The sequence below is a fragment of the Streptomyces sp. SX-6 genome (genome assembly GCF_059089585.1).
The window spans coordinates 18,884-33,939 of sequence record NZ_JBTHHU010000010.1 but is presented as its reverse complement, the minus strand read 5'-3'; the positions used below and the strand labels follow the sequence as shown (position 1 = coordinate 33,939).

The 15,056-nt window shown below is 68.2% G+C and carries 19 protein-coding genes; 11 read left to right on the top strand and 8 right to left on the bottom strand.

Features of this window, described 5'->3' with window-relative positions; all coding sequences use genetic code 11:
* Positions 1 to 69: 69 nt before the first annotated feature.
* The gene (mgrA, locus tag ACV530_RS14735; RefSeq protein ID WP_494332884.1) at positions 70 to 1,116 is read left to right on the top strand and encodes an L-glyceraldehyde 3-phosphate reductase; all 1,047 of its coding nucleotides are present in this window, start codon (positions 70 to 72) and stop codon (positions 1,114 to 1,116) included.
* A gap of 463 nt (positions 1,117 to 1,579) precedes the next feature.
* Here the strand turns inward: mgrA and ACV530_RS14730 are convergent, their stop codons facing one another.
* Complete coding sequence (locus tag ACV530_RS14730) at positions 1,580 to 2,374, bottom strand: prepilin peptidase (RefSeq protein ID WP_494332883.1); 795 nt, start codon at positions 2,372 to 2,374, stop codon at positions 1,580 to 1,582.
* A 110-nt stretch (positions 2,375 to 2,484) separates the two neighbouring features.
* Here ACV530_RS14730 and ACV530_RS14725 point away from each other — a divergent pair, with 110 nt between their 5' ends.
* The 3 genes from ACV530_RS14725 to ACV530_RS14715 are packed head-to-tail and all read left to right on the top strand — an operon-like array spanning position 2,485 to position 3,899.
* Positions 2,485 to 2,853 carry a DUF192 domain-containing protein gene (locus ACV530_RS14725; protein WP_494332882.1) on the top strand — a complete coding sequence of 123 codons (369 nt, stop codon included), beginning with the start codon at positions 2,485 to 2,487 and terminating at the stop codon, positions 2,851 to 2,853.
* A 24-nt stretch (positions 2,854 to 2,877) separates the two neighbouring features.
* A complete protein-coding gene (locus ACV530_RS14720) occupies positions 2,878 to 3,513 on the top strand; it encodes a TetR/AcrR family transcriptional regulator (protein WP_494332881.1) in 636 nt (211 codons plus the stop codon).
* A gap of 14 nt (positions 3,514 to 3,527) precedes the next feature.
* A complete protein-coding gene (locus ACV530_RS14715) occupies positions 3,528 to 3,899 on the top strand; it encodes a VOC family protein (RefSeq protein ID WP_494332880.1) in 372 nt (123 codons plus the stop codon).
* Positions 3,900 to 3,920: 21 nt separating this feature from the next.
* Here the strand turns inward: ACV530_RS14715 and ACV530_RS14710 are convergent, their stop codons facing one another.
* The 3 genes from ACV530_RS14710 to ACV530_RS14700 form a co-directional block, all read right to left on the bottom strand.
* Positions 3,921 to 4,496: an HAD family acid phosphatase gene (locus tag ACV530_RS14710; RefSeq protein ID WP_494332879.1), complete on the bottom strand. Its 576-nt coding sequence runs from the start codon at positions 4,494 to 4,496 to the stop codon at positions 3,921 to 3,923.
* Between the two features lie 82 nt (positions 4,497 to 4,578).
* Entirely contained in the window at positions 4,579 to 5,070 is a 492-nt protein-coding gene (locus tag ACV530_RS14705; protein WP_494332878.1) for a hypothetical protein, read from the bottom strand.
* Entirely contained in the window at positions 5,067 to 5,702 is a 636-nt protein-coding gene (locus tag ACV530_RS14700; RefSeq protein WP_494332877.1) for a TetR/AcrR family transcriptional regulator, read from the bottom strand. Before ACV530_RS14700 ends, ACV530_RS14705 begins: the two co-directional genes overlap by 4 nt.
* Before the next feature lie 119 nt (positions 5,703 to 5,821).
* Here ACV530_RS14700 and ACV530_RS14695 point away from each other — a divergent pair, with 119 nt between their 5' ends.
* Positions 5,822 to 6,739 (top strand): endonuclease domain-containing protein, encoded by a 918-nt coding sequence (locus ACV530_RS14695; protein ID WP_494332876.1) that lies wholly within the window; start codon positions 5,822 to 5,824, stop codon positions 6,737 to 6,739.
* Between the two features lie 128 nt (positions 6,740 to 6,867).
* The gene (locus ACV530_RS14690) at positions 6,868 to 7,971 is read left to right on the top strand and encodes a hypothetical protein (RefSeq protein ID WP_494332875.1); all 1,104 of its coding nucleotides are present in this window, start codon (positions 6,868 to 6,870) and stop codon (positions 7,969 to 7,971) included.
* Here the strand turns inward: ACV530_RS14690 and ACV530_RS14685 are convergent.
* Positions 7,968 to 8,480: an ATP-binding protein gene (locus tag ACV530_RS14685; RefSeq protein ID WP_494332874.1), complete on the bottom strand. Its 513-nt coding sequence runs from the start codon at positions 8,478 to 8,480 to the stop codon at positions 7,968 to 7,970. The two genes, ACV530_RS14690 and ACV530_RS14685, sit on opposite strands and share 4 nt — an antisense overlap.
* A 178-nt stretch (positions 8,481 to 8,658) precedes the next feature.
* On the opposite strand from ACV530_RS14685, the gene ACV530_RS14680 reads away from it, so the two are divergent.
* From ACV530_RS14680 to ACV530_RS14660, 5 genes are all read left to right on the top strand, one after another.
* Positions 8,659 to 9,510 carry a helix-turn-helix domain-containing protein gene (locus ACV530_RS14680; protein WP_494332873.1) on the top strand — a complete coding sequence of 284 codons (852 nt, stop codon included), beginning with the start codon at positions 8,659 to 8,661 and terminating at the stop codon, positions 9,508 to 9,510.
* An 11-nt stretch (positions 9,511 to 9,521) separates the two neighbouring features.
* On the top strand, positions 9,522 to 9,713 hold the full coding sequence (locus ACV530_RS14675) for a hypothetical protein (protein ID WP_494332872.1): 192 nt from the start codon (positions 9,522 to 9,524) through the stop codon (positions 9,711 to 9,713).
* A gap of 184 nt (positions 9,714 to 9,897) precedes the next feature.
* Positions 9,898 to 11,292 carry a polymorphic toxin-type HINT domain-containing protein gene (locus ACV530_RS14670; RefSeq protein WP_494332871.1) on the top strand — a complete coding sequence of 465 codons (1,395 nt, stop codon included), beginning with the start codon at positions 9,898 to 9,900 and terminating at the stop codon, positions 11,290 to 11,292.
* Positions 11,289 to 11,768: a hypothetical protein gene (locus tag ACV530_RS14665; protein ID WP_494332870.1), complete on the top strand. Its 480-nt coding sequence runs from the start codon at positions 11,289 to 11,291 to the stop codon at positions 11,766 to 11,768. Before ACV530_RS14670 ends, ACV530_RS14665 begins: the two co-directional genes overlap by 4 nt.
* 190 nt (positions 11,769 to 11,958) lie before the next feature.
* Complete coding sequence (locus tag ACV530_RS14660; RefSeq protein ID WP_494332869.1) at positions 11,959 to 12,570, top strand: hypothetical protein; 612 nt, start codon at positions 11,959 to 11,961, stop codon at positions 12,568 to 12,570.
* On the opposite strand, the gene ACV530_RS14655 is transcribed toward ACV530_RS14660, so the two are convergent.
* From ACV530_RS14655 to ACV530_RS14645, 3 genes are read right to left on the bottom strand one after another with little or no spacing between them, the layout of a single operon-like run.
* Positions 12,533 to 13,816, bottom strand: coding sequence for a hypothetical protein (locus ACV530_RS14655; protein ID WP_494332868.1), 1,284 nt, complete (start codon positions 13,814 to 13,816; stop codon positions 12,533 to 12,535). The two genes, ACV530_RS14660 and ACV530_RS14655, sit on opposite strands and share 38 nt — an antisense overlap.
* A 55-nt stretch (positions 13,817 to 13,871) precedes the next feature.
* Complete coding sequence (locus ACV530_RS14650) at positions 13,872 to 14,459, bottom strand: OmpA family protein (RefSeq protein ID WP_494332867.1); 588 nt, start codon at positions 14,457 to 14,459, stop codon at positions 13,872 to 13,874.
* A 4-nt stretch (positions 14,460 to 14,463) separates the two neighbouring features.
* Positions 14,464 to 15,054 carry a hypothetical protein gene (locus tag ACV530_RS14645; protein ID WP_494332866.1) on the bottom strand — a complete coding sequence of 197 codons (591 nt, stop codon included), beginning with the start codon at positions 15,052 to 15,054 and terminating at the stop codon, positions 14,464 to 14,466.
* Positions 15,055 to 15,056 lie beyond the last annotated feature (2 nt).

Here is a 15,056-nt window from a genome sequence, read left to right as displayed (position 1 = left end):
GCCACATTACTGCCAGCGTGTCGCCAGGACCCAACTCGGCCTGTCACCGGAGCGTGATACTCAGTGGTCATGACCGATCCTTCGCACTACCGCGCGGCCGAAAATCGCTATGACTCCATGGAGTACCGGCGTACGGGTCGCAGTGGCCTCAAGCTGCCTGCCATCTCCCTTGGACTGTGGCACAACTTCGGCGACGACCGCACCCTCGAGTCACAGCGCGCCATCCTGCGCCGCGCCTTCGACCTGGGTGTCACCCACTTCGATCTGGCCAACAACTACGGACCGCCGCCGGGTTCCGCCGAGCTGAACTTCGGCAAGCTGCTCGCGCAGGATTTCCGGCCCTACCGCGATGAGCTGGTGCTCTCCACCAAGGCCGGCTATCTGATGCACCCCGGTCCGTACGGCGAGTGGGGCTCGCGGAAGTACCTGCTGTCGTCGCTCGACGCCTCACTGGCCCGAATGGGTGTCGACTACGTCGACATCTTCTACTCGCATCGTTTCGACCCGCACACACCTCTGGAGGAGACGATGGGCGCACTGGCGTCCGCCGTCCAGCAGGGCAAGGCGCTGTACGCGGGTGTCTCCTCCTACACCGCGCAGCAGACCCGCGAAGCGGCCCGGCTGCTGCGTGAGATGGGCGTACCCGCTCTCATCCACCAGCCCTCCTATTCCATGATCAACCGCTGGACGGAGGACGACGCCCTGCTCGACACCCTCGAGGACGAGGGCATGGGCTGCATCTGCTTCGCCCCGCTCGCCCAGGGCCTGCTCACCGACAAATACCTCCAGGGAGACATCCCGGAGGGCTCACGCGCCTCCCGGGGCGGCTCGCTGAACGCTTCGCTGCTCACCGAGGACGTCGTACGCCGCCTGCGGGGCCTGAACGAGATCGCCCAGCGGCGCGGCCAGTCCCTGGCCCAGCTCGCCCTGACCTGGGTGCTGCGCGACGACCGCGTGACCTCCGCCCTGATCGGTGCCTCGAGCGTGCGCCAGCTGGAGGCGAACATCGCCGCGCTCGGCACTCCGCGACTGTCCAAGGAAGAACTCGCCGAGATCGATTCCTTTGCGGTGAGTACGGAAGGCGTCAACATCTGGGCGCAACGCGGCGATTCCTAGCCACTTGCTCACCGCTTAGTTGCCGCTAGTTGCCGCGCGCTTGTCTCTCGACCGACCCCGCCACATGAATCCCTACGCAGAGTGACGGCCGGGGAAATGAGGCAAAAGAAAACGGGCCGGTCCGTGGGGGGGATACGGACCGGCCCGAGGGGGGGTTTCCACCATAACCGGTCGGAGGCGGTGCTCTGCGCATCAATAGGGGTGACAACCCCTATCGCGCTGACGTGCAACACCCTTATCGATCTTGGTTTTCGGGGCGCACACGATCACTCAAAAGCTCTCAAGGCCCTGCAAGCACTGGACTTACACCGTAGAACCGGACCAACGTTCCAGTGCCGTGAAACGGCTCGCAGAAGCTTCCAAAAATGTCGCGGAAAGTCATCACCGACTTGACGCGAACCGCGCGTCTGTCGTCACCGTCTGTCATTCCCCGTCACTGTCACTGCCCCCGGGGTGCCGCACATCACGCCGCCGCACCGCCCGCCAGCACCCCCACCCAGGCGCCCGCGATCATGAACGGCCCGAACGCGAGAGTCGCCCGCCGCCCCGCCCGCCGGATGAGCACCAACCATCCCCCGTACACCGCCCCCGCCAGCATCCCCACGAACCCGCCGAATATCACCGCCGCCCACCCGTACCACCCCAGCGCACAGCCCAGCCCCAGCGCCAGCTTCACATCGCCGAACCCCATGCCGCTCGGGTGGATCAGGAACAGCAGCAGATACCACCCCCCGAGCGCCACCGCCCCCAGCAGCGCCCCGGGCCACGACCCACCCGCCCCCGGTATCAGCGCCGCCACCCCCAGCAGCCCCGCGACCGCTACCGCCAACGGCACCGTCAGCACATCGGGCAGCCGCCGCACCGACCGGTCGACCCCCGCCAGCACCACTCCCACCGGCGCCGCGAGCAGCCACACCGCCAGCTCGGGCCGCGCCCCGGTCGCCGCCGCCAGCGCGGCACACGCCACCGCCGTCACCAGCACCGCCGCCCACGCCGGCCCGTACCGAGCCCCGCACACCCCGCAACGCCCCCCACCGACCCAACCGCCGATCCAGTCACCGACCCAGCCGCCGATCCGGCCGCCGACCCAACCACCAGTCCGGCCGCCGAGGCCACTGCCACCCACCGCATGCCCGCATGGCCCGGCAGCGCGCCACCCCTCCTCCGGCTCCACGGCCAACCGATAGCGCACCCGCGGCACCAACCACCCGGCCACGGCCCCGTACACGGCAGCGAAAGCAACCAACAACGCGTCCATGAGCCGAGGTTACGAACTTCCGCACTCCTCCGCTGCCCCCTGTGGACAACCCCGCCACGGTGGATAACTTGGCCACCCACAACGGCACTTCCGCATCACTTGGAGCGCGTATGCCCCGTTGGCCCGACGGCCCTGCCCGGCTCCTCACTCCCGAAGCCGAGGTCCCTCTTGAGATCGCCGCCTCCTACCGCGCCCGCACCCGCGGCCTCCTCGGCCGCGACACCGTCGACGGCGCCCTCCTCCTCACCCCGGCCGGCAGCATCCACACCTTCCGGATGCGCTTCCCCATCGATGTCGCCTACCTGACCCGCGACTTGACGGTCCTCTCCGTCCACACCATGCCCCCGGGCCGCCTCGGCCTCCCCCGCCTCCGCAGCCGCCACGTCCTGGAGGCGGCGGCCGGGGCGATGGCGGGGTGGGGCCTGCGCCCGGGGGCACGGGTTGAAGTGGCGCCGCGCCAAACCCCATTGACGGAGTGAGCGCTCACTCCGATAATCGACTGTATGGCAGCAACCACACCCAAGCGGGGACGGGCTCCGGCGATGGATCCGGAACGCCGCCGCGAGATGATCGTCCATGCGGCGCTTCCCCTGGTGATCGAGCACGGCAGTGCCGTGACGACACGTCAGATAGCCCAGGCCGCAGGCATCGGAGAGGGCACCGTCTTCCGCGTATTCGCGGACAAGGACGAGCTCCTGGACGCCTGCGTGGCCGAGGCACTCAGTCCGGATCACGCCCTCGCCGAGCTCGCGTCCGTGTCCATCGACCAGCCTCTCACCGCCCGGCTGACCGAAGCGGCCTCGGCGCTCCACGCCCACCTGGACCGGATCGGTGCGGTGATCGGCGCGCTCCACGCGACCGGCGGACGCCGCCGTAGCGGCCGCCCCGGCAGCGCGGGAGGACCGCCCGACCGCGCGGCCGGTACCGCGCGAGTGCGCGAGGCGCTCACCGAACTCTTCGAGCCGGAGCGGGAGTCGCTGCGGATCCCGCCCGAGCAGGCGGCGCAGATCTTCCTCGGGCTGTTGTTCACCGGCGCGCGCGAACCATCCTCGCCGCCGCAGCCGGACACCGCCGACCTCGTCGAGGTCTTCCTGCACGGCGCCCTGTCCCGTCCCACTGTCCGACCCGTCGAGAACTGAGAGGCCGACCGATCATGCCCATCACCCTGAACCACACCATCGTCCCGGCCGCCGACAACGAGGCGGCAGCGCACTTCTTCGCCTCCGTCATGGGCCTGGACTACGAACACACGGGCTCCGCACGGCACTTCGCGCCGGTGCAGGTCAACGAATCCCTGACGCTGGACTTCATGACCGTCGACGAGCCCGTGGGCCACCACCTCGCCTTCGACGTCGACCCGGCCACCTTCGACGCCGTCCTCGCCCGACTGCGCGCCGCCGGCGTGCCCTACGGCAGCGACCCCCGCGAACCCGACAACGGCCGGATCGACCACCCGCTGTGCCCCCGTGGCCTCTACTTCGCCGACGACGCGCGCAACCTCTACGAGGTCATGTCCCCGCAGTGAGGCGCGAGGGTCAGGAGGAGGTCAGGAGAGCTCGCCGTCGTAGTCGGGCAGCTTGAAGGCCTTCTCGTAGTAGCCGCCCTCGAAGTCGGTGGAGCGGTTACCGATGTTGGCCGTGATCGTGTAGCCGTCCTCGGTGAGTTCCTCGCGGCAGCGGGCCTTGCCCTCGCCCTTGCTCTCGCCGTGCTCGCGCGTGCAGATGGCATCCACCGGGTAACCGGCGTCAGTCAGTTGCTGCTGTGCGGACGACGAGGATTTGCGGGCCGTGACGAACAGCACGGACATGTTGTGCTCATGCGCCCACTGGGCCACCTTGAGCACCGGCTTGTTGGCCTGCCCGGGGTGGTAGTACGTCTCGAGCGACGTGTTGTCGATGTCCAGCACGATGGCCAGCTTGTCGCCGCCCGTGGCCGCCCGGTCGCGCAGCCACGGGATCGCGGGGGCGGCGGCCTTCTGTACGTCCGCCTGCCACGTCCGGTAGCTCGGCACTCCGCCGCCGTCGGCTGCCGGTGCGGCCTGCGCCGTGGTGGCGGAGGCCAGCGAGACGGCCGACAGTGCGAGTGCGGTGAGGGCGACGAGGCGGGTCTTTCCGACGGACATCAACTCGGTCCTTCCAGCGGGGGGTTACCTACTGGTCAGAAAGGTCAACATCGCAAGGGGACATTCAGACGAACAAGGCGTGTCAGAAACGTGAAGAGGCAGGCTGAGGCGCTGAGTTCGGTACGGGGACACGACGGCCGTGGCGCATCACCACCAGCTGCTGCACCCCGAGCGTGACACCCACGCCGAGCCACAGGGCGTTGCCGTTGAACGGCTCGCCGAACGCCATCGCCCCGACCGCGCCGAGGACCAGCCGGGCGGCGAGCGTGGCGAGCCACAGCAGCAGCGTCACCCGGCCGCCCTTGCGGTACAGGACTCCGTTCGCGTCCCGCCACATCGGCATGGTGCGGCCGCGCAGGAAGCCGAACACCGCCGACACGACCAGCCCGATGGCCAGGAGCACGATCCCGGCCGCGGTCGCACGGGCCGGGCCGGGCGGCACGCAGCCACGCGCTATCAGCAGGCCGACCCATATGTACGCCTGCGGTCTGACCGGCCGCGCCGAGAACTGAAGTACCAGGATCAGTGCGGTGATTCCGACGATGAGCAGCAGGTTGAGTGTCGTGGGTGTCATTGGGACGGTCCCCCTCCTTCGGCTCCGGCGAGGTACATGGCGACGGAGGAGGACAAGGCCGCCCGGAACGCGCTCTCGTGGGCCGGGTCGGCCGGATCGTGCCCGAGTCCCGACAGCCAGGTGCGCTTGCCGAGCGCGTATCCGTACGCGCCGGACAGCGTCAGCAGCACCACCTGCTCGATCCGCGCCCGGTCCGGTCCGTCCGGCGGCGGCAGGACGAGCCGGATGCCCGCCTCCATCGCATCGACCAGCTCGGACAGCGCACGCGACGACGCACCCGCGTCCTCGGCGTGCAGCACGGACCAGGCGAACAACCGCACGTAGCGCTCGTCCGCGAGCGTCTCGAAGAGCACGCGGGTCATGTCGGTCGCGTACGGCACACCCTGCCCGGCACGCATCCGTTCACGGATCCGCTCCCGCTGCCGCGCGTTCTCGCGCTGCAACACGGCGCGGACGAGCGCCGCGTAGGTGCCGAAGTAGTGCGTCACCAGCCCGTGCGAGACGCCTGCCGCCTCGGCGACCTGGCGCAGCCCCGTACCGTCCGGCCCGTGCCGGGCGATCAGTTCGGTGGCGGCGTCGAGGATCTCCTCGCGCGCCTGCTCGGGCGTGCGTCTGCGCCGTGGTGTTGTCATGTCCCCCCTATTGGCAAGGTGGACAATAACTCATCGGCCGGAAGTTGGGCGCGCCGGTTTCCGCGAACGGTTATCCACAGGGGTGACCAACTGCCCGCACATTGCGGTGTGCTGGACCCGTGAAGGCCGACCTCCGTGAACTGCACCAACTCGCCGCGGCGCAGGGCGGCATCCTGCTGACGACTCAAGCCGTCGCCTGCGGCATCGACCAGCAAAGCGCAGCCCGGCTGCTGCGCCGTTGGGGCTGGTCCCAGCTGCACCGGGGCGCCTGGGCCGAGCCTGGTCGCGAGGTCGGCCTCCGGCTGCGCCTCGCAGGATTCCAGCTGCAGAACCCTGGGTGGATCGCCAGCCACAGCTCTGCGGCCGCAGCCCACGGCATCGCGATGATGCGACTGTGCACGGCCGAGTTCACACCGATCGAGGCCCTTCGCCGCCGACGGAACCCGGAAGCCACCTTCCACCGGGCCCCGTTGGCCGAACACGAGGTCACGGTCGTCGAGGGTGTGCGGGTCACCACCGCAGTGCGCACAGTCTGCGATCTGCTCCGCACGCTCCCCCGGGACGAAGCGGTGATCGCTACGGACTCCGCACTCGCCCGCAAGCTCGTGGGCCTCCGGCACGTCGCTTCCGCACTCGAAGCGCCGCCCCGCCGTGCCCGGGCCCTGGAAGCCCGCAAGTGCTTGGCGCTGACCGACCCCCAGTGCGGCTCGCCGGCAGAGACCCAGGCCCGCCTGATCATGCACGATGCCGGGCTGCATCCCGAGAGCCAGGTCGAGGTCAGCGGGACGGGCGGGCGCACCAGGCGAGTCGACTTCTTGTTCCGGGCAGAGGGACTGGCCCTGGAAATCGAGGGTTTCGCCTGGCACGGCAGCAGAACCGCTCACCAGCGGGACACGGTGCGCTTCAACGAACTCGGCGGTTGCCGTGAGATCCGCCAGTTCCTCCGCTTCACCAGCGACGACGTCTTCCGCCGTCCACGCTCGACGGTCCGCACCATCCAGACGGCGCTCAGCAGACTCCGCGCCGACGGCGGCTGAACCGGGTACCGGTTTCCGCACGGTTTGCAGGGCTCAACGTGCGGAAACCGGTACCCGGTTCGCAAAAAACACGTTGGCCGGCCGCCACAGAGCTGTGATGATGCCCCTATTTCCCAAGCGGAGGGCATTTGTTCGTTTTCGTGTGTGCGGGGTGCGGCGCCAGGCTGACCGCTCCGCTGTCCCAGGTTGTCCTGCCGGTCCACGCTCATCAGACGTACGGGAACGGGATTCAGCTCCCGGTGCTCATGGAGCCGGGCACGTTCGCCGTGGATCCGGAGCCCTGGGGGCCGCCGTGGCGGACGTGGGAGGAGATCGGTCCGGACGAGGCGGCGGCTCGCGGCGTCTACGCGCCGGTCCATGCCCTGTCCGACGGCGCGCCCGGCGCGATCGTCATCGCACCCGGAGATGTCCGCGGCACCATGCTGCTCCCGGAGAAAGCCGGCGGCTATTGCTGCGGCCTGTACGGGGCCGACGGTCCCAACATGGCCTGCGAGGCGTGCGGCCTGGGCGTGGCGAGCCGGATCGACGACTGCTCGCTCTGGCAGGCGGTGTGGCTCGCCCCAAACGCCGTGCGCCGCATCCCTGTTGACGGCGCCAACTCCGCACCGCTCTCCTGGGGGGAGTTGACAGCGCAGGGGAAGGGCACGCCCCCGTTCGAGCCGATCGCCGGCTGGTCGCGGTCGGGCTCGAGGTACTGGTGGTCATGGAGCCCGCAGTGGGAAGCGGCAGCCGGCCGGGCGCTCGCCCATCTGCTGGTGGCCTCGGAAGGCCGACCGGTGACCGTTCCGGACGGCTTGGTCAAGGAGGTGTTCCAACGCGCCCTCGACGCCCTGTTGCCCGTGGGGCTGCCGGCGCGGCAGGCAGTCCTGGCCGGACCGGGACGGCCCGTCCCCGGCGCGGGCGCGGATATCCACCTCGTGCCGACCCATCCGCAGACAGGCGAGATCTGGACCCCAGCCGACACGGCCACCTCGGCATATCCGGTGCCGCTGCCGTTCGGAGTGTGGCTGTGGCTGGCCTTCCCCGAGCCGCACCTGCCCGTCCCCGCGTCGGGCGGCATGCCCGACGGCGTCCTCCGCGACGACCCGCCCGCGCCACGCCCTTGTTACCTGTTCCGGGCCGACCCGGAAGTGTTCCAGCACACTCTGGTTCGGCTGCCCGCCGTCCGCAGCCCGTGGCTGCGCGAGATCCTCGAGAACCTCACGCAGGACATGCGCGTCCGCCTGTTTTAGCCAGAGTGCTCCGCATATGACTGGGCGCCTGTGCAGGGCACGTTCGCCCAGACCTTGGCGCCCTCGGTGCCGGGGCGGGGCCTGTCCACGCCCCACATGCCGCCGCATGCGCGGACCACGCAGGCGAGGAGCAGCAGCGTGCGCTTGCGTTGCGCGGCGCACAAGGCGTACGCGGAGGGGTCGTGGCGGTGGGAGGGGTGGGGATCCCAGAGGGTGGTGCGGATGGTGTGGTCGCGCCAGTGGAGGGAGAGGTAGAGGTCTTGGCCCGGCTCGAACTGGGCGGCGCATGCGACCAGTTCGCCGGTGATCTGAAGTACGGGCTCGGCGAGGTGGGCGAGCGCGTGGGTACGCAGGGCGGCGTGGACATGCGAGCGCGCAAGTGCGGCGGAGCGGGGTTCGCCGGGGATGGTGAAGCTGTAGGCGAGGCCGGAGGGGTCGGCGAGGCGCGTGGGGTGTTCGGGTGGCGTGTCTGCGGTGGGGTTTGCGAGTGGGCAGAGACTGACGGGCATACGGCAGCTCCGGGTGGGGTGTGGAGTTCCGCTCGCGCGGGGCGTGAGCGATGAGGTACCGAAGGTAGCGGAGCTGGGGGCAACTTAGCCCGCTACATGGCTAAGTTGCCCCCATCGAGTGGAGAGCGATACCCGTGAACCGGCACACTGCTGCTCACCACACCCATGAAGGGGAGCCATGGCCGCCAGGACATCGCCCACACACCGTCAGCGACGCCTTGGCTCCGAGTTGCTCAAGATGCGTACCTCCGCCAAGGTCAGCGCGGAGTCTGTTGCCTCACTACTGGGTGTCGACCGCGGCAAGATCTCCAACATGGAGCGGGGCTCACGTCCCATCAGCGTTGACCGTCTGCGGAGTTGGACGCACCACTGCAAGTGCTCCGATAAGGACTACGTCAACGCTCTCTGCGCAATGGCAAAGCCGAACAATCATGCCTGGTGGGAGCGCTACAGAGGTTCCTTGCCCGACGGGCTGCTGGACATCGCCGAGCTGGAGGCCAACGCCGTACGGCTGCGCACTGCACACACCGTTCACATTCCGGGGCTTCTCCAGACCCCGGATCACGCCCGTGCGATCTTCGGATTCTCCGTTCCGCCGCTCACGCAACGGGAGTTCGAGCTGCGGATGGTGCACCGCATGGAACGACAGAGAGTCCTCATGCGGGAAGATCCGCCCGGCTACTCCTGTACGGTCCATGAAGCTGCGCTCCGCATGCAGTTCGGCGGCAAGTCCGTGGCACGGGCACAGCTGGAGCACCTGCTCCACATGTCAGAGCTGAGCCACGTCACGCTACGCGTGTTGCCAGTGGCAAGCGGGGGCTTTCCCGGCTCCGGCCAGACACTGGTGTATGCCGAAAGCGCCGTCCCGCAGCTCGACACAGTGCAGATTGACAGCACCCATGGCCCGGAATTCCTCCATGACGAAGGGCAATTGGCGAAGTACCGTGTTCAGCTGGATTGGATGGAACGACTTGCCCTGGATCCAGATGAGTCACGCACGTTCATCCACGACATCGCCCGCCACCTCTGAGGGACTCCCCCATGCCCAAAATCACCTGGGAAGAGCCGTACTGCGCTGAGGCCAGTGCCTGCTTCCGCATAGGCACCGACACCAACGGCAAGGCCTACATCGCCGTCAGCGGCGCCGAAGAGCATTACGTCACCGACAGCCGCGAGGCCCTCCGCGCCCTCATCCTCGACATCAAGGCAGGCAAGGCCGACCACCTGCTCTGACCGGCCCGCCGCGGAGTTGGGCCCTGGTTTGGGGCCACGGGCCCATGCCGTACCGCGCTCACGGACATAGGGTCGCCCACCGGCCACATCGCTCAGTCACACCAACTGAGACAGGGGTGCCATGGTGGGGGCTCGCAGACGTCGGCGAGGGTTCTCGCTCGTCAGGATGCTGAGACTGCGGCATATGGACCGCGGCCAGACGACTGCGGAGCACATCGGTCTGATCGTGGTTGTCGCCGTGGTCGTAGGCAGCCTCGTCACGGCAGGGATCACGACCGAGCTGGGGCGGACGGTCGGCAGCAAGATCTGCCGGGCGGTCGGGGGTGATTGTGGATCGCCCGGGGGCGGCCAGCAGAGCAGTACGCAGGCCGCGGGCGATACCACCGGCGAACCGCCGGGCAACGCCGCGCTGTCGCCGGAGGACAAGGCGTACGAGGACGCCAAGAACGCCCTGGACGAGGCCAAGCGGCTCGAGAAGGACAGCAGCGACGAGGCGAAGGACGCCGCGAAGGAGCTCGCCAAGATCCTCGCGGATGAGCTGGGTATCACGGATGCGCTGGACTGCATCACCAAGGGCGACGGAAAAGCGTGCGCGGAAACGCTCGTCAATGTGCTCACGAGCCTCCTCGGCGGCGCGGTCGGGAAGCTTGCGGCGAAGTACGGGGCGCCGTGGAAGTGGGCGAAGGCGTACAAGCTCATCAAGAGGCTGAAGAAGTACGGCGGGAGGCTGTACGAGGGCCTCAAGGATCTGGTGAAGAACCGGAAGCGGGTCAAGGAGGCCGAGAAGAGGCTCGCCGAAGCGCTCAAGGGCTGTAAGCACAGCTTCCCGGCGGGAACCGGCGTCTTGTTGGCGAGTGGTGCGGCCGTACCGATTGAAAGAATCCGGCCGGGGGATCGGGTGCTCGCCACAGATCCGGCGGATGGCGTGACGGCCGAACGGCCCGTAGTGGGGACCATCACCACCGAGCAGGACAAGGACTTCACTCGGCTGACGGCACGCACGGGCGGGCGCACTGTCACTCTGGCCGCGACCGACACCCACCCCTTCTGGCTGACGGACCAGAGGCGATGGGTTGACGCGGCCCACGTACGACCCGGCGCGGGACTCCTTACGGCACACGGCAGTTCGCTGCGGATTACCGGGATCGAACGGTACGAGAAGCGGCAGCGAACCCATGACCTCTCGATCACGGGCATCCACACGTACTACGTTCTTGCGGGCAGTACACCGGTGCTGGTGCACAACTGCGCGGCACCCCGTATCCGGATTTCTCCCGCTGCGTCGGACTGGGCTACGAAGGGTGCACATATGCATGTCGGAAACTCCGAGGTGCGCATCTTTCCGTCCGGTGACGGAGGGGTCGGATTTGAAGCGATTCGCCTCAGCACCGGTACGGCGAGTGCGCGCGACGTGGCGTTGGCCCGCGATGCCATCATGAACAACCCGGAGCTGAGAGCCGATCTGATTGCGAAGGCTCGGTCCGCCATGGCGGACATGAACAAGCACAATTGGGGGAACAAGCTCAACCGGGGATTGGAAATGCACTTCCTGATCAAGGCTCTGGAGAAGGTCAAGTGACAGCCGTCAGCTTCCTCGCGCACGTCGCGGCGACTGGGACGGTCGCGGGCGTGGGACTGGGCAGCTCGGCTGTACAGATCCGCGACGCAATGGGAGACGAGTGCATCGCGGACCGTAGGAAGAAGTCCCTCCGACTCGATTACGGGCTAGTGGAGTTCAACCTGTACGCCGGATCCTGCGAAGGTATCGGCGTACAGGTTCATCGACTGGCGCACGGCCTCGACAGCACCATTCCCAGCGCCTTGAGAACTGACCTCTCCGGGATCTCGCGAACGGTTCCCTTTGAAGCCATCCGCGACGAAATCGAGAGAGAGGGAGCTCATTTCCTGGAGGAATACCCGGCCCAGCCCGGGTATCGCTCCTGCCGTGTCGCGGGATCTCACGTGATCCTCTTCATCGTTGATGAGCCCGCGGGCGAGGACGACCCACTGATGCCGGGCGATCTGTGGTCAATCATGATCTCGGGGCACAGCTGACGGCTGGGCCCCCGGTGGGCCCGTGGACCCATGCGCAATGCCAACGCCGTTGCTAGCGTGCGGCGGCGGCCCACCACCGAAGCCGGGAGGCGGCAGCATGCGGGTTCGCACGGCAGCACGTCTGGCGCTTGTCGTCGCGCTGGGGCTTACGGCCGCGTGTGGCGGCGGGTCGTCCGGAGGTTCGTCGCCGATGGTGCGGTCGTCCGGTTCACCGACCGCGCCGGCCCATGGACGGACGTTCTCCAAAGCCGAGTTGGACACGATCGCGCTCGCGCAGGACGACGTGAAGGACTTCACCATCGGCCCGCTGCCCGGCGCCGCCTCCGGGCCCGGCAAGGAGAAGGCCGACACCGCCGCCTGCCAGCCGCTCGTCTCCGTCATCAACGGTGCGCCCGAGCCCGCAGCCGCTGCGACCGTTTACCGGCAGATCACGGATAAGAGCGAGAGCGCCATCACCGAATTCCTCACCGTCCATGCCGACGCATCTGCCGTCATCGCCCGCCTCCGTGCGGCGGTACAGCAGTGTGCGGGTGGTTTCACCTCCCGTGGTGGTGACGACGGGCCGTCCAAGTACTCCGCGGTCAAGGAGCTGTCCGCGCCCAAGGCCGGAGACGATTCGCTCGCCTATCAGGTCACGGGTCAAGTTGACGGCGACGCAGTCCCGTTGGCGTTCCGGGTCGTGCGGTCCGGGGCGACCGTCGCGACGTTCTACGCGCCGAACTTCAACGGCGGCGGCAAGACCCCCGAAGTGCCGGAGGCCATCGTCACCGCGCAGGTCGCGAAAATGGTGAACGCACGTTGAAGCGGGCGGTGAGCCACCATGCGCCCAGCCACAGGAGCAGTGCGCTGCCCGTGCCGATGCCTGTGTAGCCGATGATGTGGCGGAGGTTCGGGCCCGGGGAGGCGGCCGTGCCGTCCGGGTCGGCGGAAACGTCGAAGCCTGCGGCTACCGGGTCGCCGGCGTAGGCCGGTGTGGGCGTCGGGCGGCCCTTGATGCTGATGCGCAGGGTTAGGGGAACTGGGCGCGTGGCTACCTCGGCGACTTTCTGGTGGATGCCGACCTGGAGGTAGTACCAGCCAGCGACTCGCATGCCGTTCGCGGGGTCGGACGGGTCGCGCAGGCGGTTGTCGTACGCGACCGGTGCGGTGCCCAGGGGGATGGTTTGTGCCTTGCCGTCGTATTCCTGGTCGATCTCCTTGACCGGGCCCCGTGCGGGGTTGTTCAGGCCTACGCGGATGCCGTTGGCGACGTAGAAGCCGGAAGGGGCGAAGGCTTGCGGGAGTTCTGCGCTGACGAAGAGTTGCTGGCCCCAGTTGACGGGGATGCGGTAGAAGCGGGTTTCGCCTGGGGCGGCTTGGTCTTGCCAAACGCCGTCGCCTACTGCGGGGGCGTCGTTGAAGCCGGTGCCGCCGGAGATCTTTCGGGGCGGGCTGTGGGGTGGTGACGGTGGTGTGGAGCTCCAGTTGTGCGGGGCGGCGAGGGTTCCGGCGGAGGTGCCGGATTTCAGGCCGGGTTCGGCCATGTATTTCAGCTCGATGGGGAAAGGGCCGTTGTTCGCGCCGGCGGATTCCTGCGCGCGGCTCACGGTGACGCGGTACGTCCCCGCCTGGCGGCATGCGCCGGCACGGCGGACGGCGTACGCGGCGAGCGGGTGGGGGCTGTCGCCGTCGGTGAACTTCGCCTGGCCTGCGCCGCATTCGTGTCCGTCGGGGCGGGCGAGGGTGACCTGGAAGGGTGCGTCCGATTTCAGGGGCTGCCCGGAGGTGGGGGCGGCCACGACCGATACGTAGGCGTCGGAGGTGTCGTCGAGGCGGACTGTGTAGTGCTTCTTCTCGCCGGGGTCGAGGGCGTCCGTGTATGTGCCTGGCTTGAGCAGCGGGCCGTTGTCGTCCGCTGCTGAGCCGTTGACGACCTTGGATCCGGGTGCGGGACGGTATTCCGGCAGGACGGTGCCGTCCAGGGCGCCCGCCTGCGCCTGGCCGAGTGCGAGCAGGCACAGGGCCGCTGTGCCTGCGAGAGCAGCTTTGCACGTGCCGTCGTACCGCATACAGGCCCCGCTTCCCGGACGCCGCCGACTGTGTCCGGGCCCATCCTGCACCGACTCAGTTGGCGCGGGGGAACGAAACCTCCACTCGGCGGTTCTTGGCGCGGCCCTCTTCCGTGTCGTTGGAGGCGACCGGGCGGTCTTCGGCGTAGCCACGGATTTGGTAACTGACGGATGGGTCGAGCTGTTTGGAGAGCTCTTGCTGGACCGAGTCGGCGCGTTGTTTGGACAGGGCTACGCCGTGGTCGTGCGAGCCCAGGTTGTCGGTGAAACCGAAGACCTTCACCTCGTGGGCTTTCTGTTTCTTGATCTCGTCGGCGATGCTCTTGATGCGGGCATCGCCGCTGAGAGTGGAACTGTCCTTGCCGAAGAGGACCTCGGCCTGGAGCTCGAACTTCACGTCGGAGTTGGAGTCTTCGCGGCGTTCCTTGCCGCCTTCGTCGCCGATGATGGTTTTGAGGTCGAGGACCTTGGGGGGTGCGAGTTTTCGGCCCGGCGGGAGTTTGAGGCCGGGGGCTTGGGAGTCGATGGTGCCCTTGAAGACCGAGGGAGCGGGGGGTACTTCGTCGGCCAGGGCTGGTGGGGCCGAGGCCATGACGGCCAGTACTGCCGCGAATGCCGTGCTCGTCCTGCGCCACGACAGCATGGGATCACCCATCCGTCAGCTTCACGGAAGCCGACTGGAATGTGGGGATCTGGAGGTCTACTTGGGCCGTGGACTTCGGCGGGGCCGGGAACTGCATATAGACCTTGCGCTCCGACTTCGCCTTGATGATGGCGAGCCCCATGCTGGCCAACGGACGGTTCTCGGTGTCGCGCAGGGTGTAGTAGCGCTTCTTCTCCGTCTCGTCGACCAGCGTCGCGCCTCCCAGCGAGCTTCCGCCGGCCCCCTGGATCACGGCGAGTTCCGGGCCGGTCCATGCCTGGGTGGAGGTGAAGTCCTCGGTTCCGGTGTTCCTCAGGCTGCCGTTGACGGTGACGAATCCCGCGGCGTCGCGGGTGGCGGAGGTGACGTCGAGGACGATGCCTTCCGCCCCCTTGAGGGTCGCTATGGCTTTAGTGTCATCCGTGGTGTGTCCGGCAGTGGTCTGGGACTTCCCCCCGGCGCTTTGCGTGGCTGCCGTGGTTTCTGTCCCCTTGTCGTCGTCGCTGCCGCATGCGGACAGCGTCAGGGCGAGAACCGCGGTCACGGAGACAGCAGTCGCGACATGACGCACCCGGGAGCTCTGCCACAAACTCATTC

Excerpts from the sequence above, each read along its gene's own strand:
- mgrA (WP_494332884.1), top strand. The coding sequence starts at position 70 with ATGACCGATCCTTCGCACTACCGCGCGGCCGAAAATCGCTATGACTCC.
- ACV530_RS14730 (WP_494332883.1), bottom strand. The coding sequence starts at position 2,374 with ATGGACGCGTTGTTGGTTGCTTTCGCTGCCGTGTACGGGGCCGTGGCC.
- ACV530_RS14725 (WP_494332882.1), top strand. The coding sequence starts at position 2,485 with ATGCCCCGTTGGCCCGACGGCCCTGCCCGGCTCCTCACTCCCGAAGCC.
- ACV530_RS14720 (WP_494332881.1), top strand. The coding sequence starts at position 2,878 with ATGGCAGCAACCACACCCAAGCGGGGACGGGCTCCGGCGATGGATCCG.
- ACV530_RS14715 (WP_494332880.1), top strand. The coding sequence starts at position 3,528 with ATGCCCATCACCCTGAACCACACCATCGTCCCGGCCGCCGACAACGAG.
- ACV530_RS14710 (WP_494332879.1), bottom strand. The coding sequence starts at position 4,496 with ATGTCCGTCGGAAAGACCCGCCTCGTCGCCCTCACCGCACTCGCACTG.
- ACV530_RS14705 (WP_494332878.1), bottom strand. The coding sequence starts at position 5,070 with ATGACACCCACGACACTCAACCTGCTGCTCATCGTCGGAATCACCGCA.
- ACV530_RS14700 (WP_494332877.1), bottom strand. The coding sequence starts at position 5,702 with ATGACAACACCACGGCGCAGACGCACGCCCGAGCAGGCGCGCGAGGAG.
- ACV530_RS14685 (WP_494332874.1), bottom strand. The coding sequence starts at position 8,480 with ATGCCCGTCAGTCTCTGCCCACTCGCAAACCCCACCGCAGACACGCCA.
- ACV530_RS14680 (WP_494332873.1), top strand. The coding sequence starts at position 8,659 with ATGGCCGCCAGGACATCGCCCACACACCGTCAGCGACGCCTTGGCTCC.
- ACV530_RS14675 (WP_494332872.1), top strand. The coding sequence starts at position 9,522 with ATGCCCAAAATCACCTGGGAAGAGCCGTACTGCGCTGAGGCCAGTGCC.
- ACV530_RS14670 (WP_494332871.1), top strand. The coding sequence starts at position 9,898 with ATGGACCGCGGCCAGACGACTGCGGAGCACATCGGTCTGATCGTGGTT.
- ACV530_RS14660 (WP_494332869.1), top strand. The coding sequence starts at position 11,959 with ATGGTGCGGTCGTCCGGTTCACCGACCGCGCCGGCCCATGGACGGACG.
- ACV530_RS14655 (WP_494332868.1), bottom strand. The coding sequence starts at position 13,816 with ATGCGGTACGACGGCACGTGCAAAGCTGCTCTCGCAGGCACAGCGGCC.
- ACV530_RS14650 (WP_494332867.1), bottom strand. The coding sequence starts at position 14,459 with ATGCTGTCGTGGCGCAGGACGAGCACGGCATTCGCGGCAGTACTGGCC.
- ACV530_RS14645 (WP_494332866.1), bottom strand. The coding sequence starts at position 15,054 with ATGAGTTTGTGGCAGAGCTCCCGGGTGCGTCATGTCGCGACTGCTGTC.